We start from the raw sequence: 3056 nt of genomic DNA, 5'->3' as shown, positions 1-3056 counted from the left end.
GTTATCGTGATAATAGGTGGTTTCAATAAGATTGGTGTCCGTGTTTAGCTTTACATCTTTCACTTTTTGGGAAAAGCCATACGACGTACTGAGGATAAAAACAAAAACTAGGATCAAATTTTTCATGGCATAACAATTTTAGAATCTAAAGGTACATAAAATTTACATTAAAAATAAGATTACTTAACTATAAATTTACATTGAAAACGTCCGGATCCCCGTTTTAGTATCGAATCCCTTTTAAAAAGGTCTATCCTCGGCGCTACCGTTCAACGAAAAATATATACCTATTCCGAAAATCAGGCGTTAGCATAAGACGAACATCATAAAGTTATACGTCGTATGCGCATTCCCAAACTGTCCCATATACTGATATCCACCGTTCTTTTAAGCGTTTCCTGTAGCAAAGATTCGGACAATGAACCGAACAACCCCCAAACGGACGGCCCCGATACGGAAAACCCGGAAACGGGGAAACCGGAAACGGGCGAGGCAGAAAGGGCAAAAGCAAAGCAATTATACGCCGATTATTACGAGGCCTCTCGCGACACCGGCTCGGAAGTATCATGGACGGGCAACGAGCCCAATTGCCAGCCCGGGACCATCCCACAGGATACCAGGGACAAAATATTTTTGCGTCTTTCGTATTTTAGGAAAGCGGTAGGACTGAATAATGAAATTGCAGAAAACAGCTCGAAAAGCGAGAAAGCCCAAAAAGCGGCCTTGATGATGCATGCCAATGGAACGCTTTCACACGAGCCGCCGAACGACTGGAAATGTTTTTCGGAAGACGGCAAACAAGCTGCACAAAATTCCGTATTGACCTCCACCCGAAATGCCGGTGCCATCGATTCCTATATGCGGGATCAAGGCCAAGAGAACTATCCCGTGGGGCACAGAAGATGGCTATTATGGCCCAGGCTACAAGAGATAGGTGTTGGCAACACGAGTAGCTACAATGCGGTGTGGGTACTTGGCAACCCCGGTGAGCGCCCTGCCGATGCCCCCGAATTTATTGCGTGGCCCCCAAAAGGCTATCTTCCTAAGCAATTGGCCTATTCCCGATGGTCTTTTTCCATCGCCAAGACCGATTTTGCCAGGACCGAGATATCCATGACAACCAAAACGGGAGAAAATATCGGCCTGGAAACTGAACAATTGAAAGATGGATTTGGAGATGGAACTATCGTCTGGAGACCTTCAGTAGACACCAATAGCCTTGCCGAGGACACTGCATTTATAATATCCTTGAAAAACGTGGATGTAGATGGGGAAACCAAGAACTTTGAGTACGAAGTCGTACTTTTCGACGTAACCCGGTAAGCAATATCACCGATAAAAATTCATCTCATCCATATATTTCCAGACTTTTTCGGGAAGTAGCGGCCGCACATTTTTACCTAGTCCATGGTTTTTTCGGATAAAAGTGGATGAAATTTCCATTATGGGCGCTTCGACCAGCTGGATTTTCGGATGACGATCAAACAAATTTTCTCTCTGTCCTTCGGAAATTCTGGGATATACGTAGATATAATGGTGCTCTAAAATGACTTCATAATTCCTCCACTTATGGAAGTTTTTGAGATTATCCTCGCCCATAATCAGGCTAAAACGATAGTTTTCCCCGTATTTTTCATTCAAATGCATCAGCGTATCCACCGTATAGTTGGGTTGCGGCAAATCGAATTCGATGGTACTGGGCTTTAGTTTACGATAGTCTTGAACGGCCTCATACACCATCTGATACCTGTGGTGGTTGTCAAGTAGGGATTGTTTTTTCTTAAAGGGACTTAAGGGCGTAATAACGAACCAGACCTCGTTCAAGTCAGAAAATTCGACCATATGGTTGGCAATGGCCAGGTGACCGATATGAATCGGGTTGAACGTACCAAAGTAAAGACCGACCTTTTTCATCAATTTTAGGATGCATTTGTCCTTTCCGCGAAGGCGGAAATCGAATCCCCTTTACTGGCCCGAGGCCGAAACCCCACCCCTCTTAATCATCGGATTCAGATTTTGCGGCTATGAAGTCCGCTACCAAATCATGAGCTTCCTGCAATGCAGTGTCCAAATTATGGTTTTTGATAATCTTGTCGAATTGCGGTGCCGTGGCTAGTTCTACCGATGCCTTGGCAATGCGCATATTGATTTTGTCGTCGCTTTCGGTACTGCGCTTTTTTAGACGGATCTTGAGTTCGTCGACACTGGGGGGTTTTACGAATACGGCCAAGGTCTCTTCCGGAAATTTTCTTTTAATGCGGAGTCCGCCTGCCACATCGATATCGAAGATTACGTTCTTGCCCTCGCCCCACAACTTCTCAATCTCGCTTTTTAAGGTACCGTAAAAATTATCGCGGTACACCTCTTCCCACTCCAAAAAATTATCGTTTTTGATGTTGTTCTTAAATTCGGAAATGGACATAAAATAATAATGTTCGCCGTTTACCTCCTTGGCCCTGCGAGGTCGCGAAGTCGCCGAGACCGAAAAGGCCAGATTCAGATCGGACTGTTCCAAAAGATGGCGTACAATAGTGGTCTTTCCGCTACCGGAGGGTGCCGAGAATATGATGAGTTTACCGCCTTTCATTCTTAAAGTTCAAGTTCAAGCGCAAGTGTCAAGTTCAAAAAAGTAGTAGCGCACTCGTGAATTTTGTTCGTGGTTTGTAATCAAATATTAAAATTTATAAAATCTAAAACCAATAAACCTACCCGTATGGCAGACTGCCTTTTATTTTTTTTTCACTGCTTACCGCAGCTGCGACTGCCACTTTTTTAGAGTACGTTCAACATCTGCTCCTTGATTTTCTCCAGCTCGTCTTTCATTTGAACGACCAATTGCTGCATAGGGGCATAATTGGCCTTTGAGCCGATAGTATTGATTTCGCGGCCGATTTCTTGGGCGATGAATCCCAATTTTTTACCGTTTGAATCATTTGAGTTCAAGGTAGTGGCAAAATAGTTCAAATGATTGTCCAACCGCACCTTTTCCTCGGTGATATCGTACTTTTCCAAATAATAGACCAGTTCTTGCTCAAAACGGTTTTCGTCGACATCGG

4 protein-coding genes are annotated in these 3056 nt (G+C 44.1%); 1 reads left to right on the top strand and 3 read right to left on the bottom strand.

Going from position 1 to position 3056, the window contains the following annotated elements; all coding sequences use genetic code 11:
* Nucleotides 1–342 precede the first annotated feature (342 nt).
* Nucleotides 343–1323, top strand: a complete 981-nt coding sequence (locus ACEW8S_RS01840) for a CAP domain-containing protein (RefSeq protein WP_373516484.1) — start codon at nucleotides 343–345, stop codon at nucleotides 1321–1323.
* 6 nt (nucleotides 1324–1329) lie between these two features.
* Here the strand turns inward: ACEW8S_RS01840 and nadD are convergent, their stop codons facing one another.
* The 3 genes from nadD to ACEW8S_RS01825 form a co-directional block, all read right to left on the bottom strand.
* A complete protein-coding gene (gene nadD / locus ACEW8S_RS01835; RefSeq protein WP_373516483.1) occupies nucleotides 1330–1914 on the bottom strand; it encodes a nicotinate (nicotinamide) nucleotide adenylyltransferase in 585 nt (194 codons plus the stop codon).
* A gap of 82 nt (nucleotides 1915–1996) precedes the next feature.
* Entirely contained in the window at nucleotides 1997–2587 is a 591-nt protein-coding gene (gene gmk, locus ACEW8S_RS01830) for a guanylate kinase (protein WP_373516482.1), read from the bottom strand.
* 185 nt (nucleotides 2588–2772) lie between these two features.
* Nucleotides 2773–3056: endoribonuclease YicC domain-containing protein (locus tag ACEW8S_RS01825; protein WP_373516481.1), on the bottom strand; the 284-nt coding region annotated here is incomplete at its 5' end.

The organism is Pricia sp., from assembly GCF_041745955.1.
Classification (GTDB): domain Bacteria; phylum Bacteroidota; class Bacteroidia; order Flavobacteriales; family Flavobacteriaceae; genus Pricia.
This window is presented reverse-complemented; position numbering and strand designations above follow the sequence as displayed.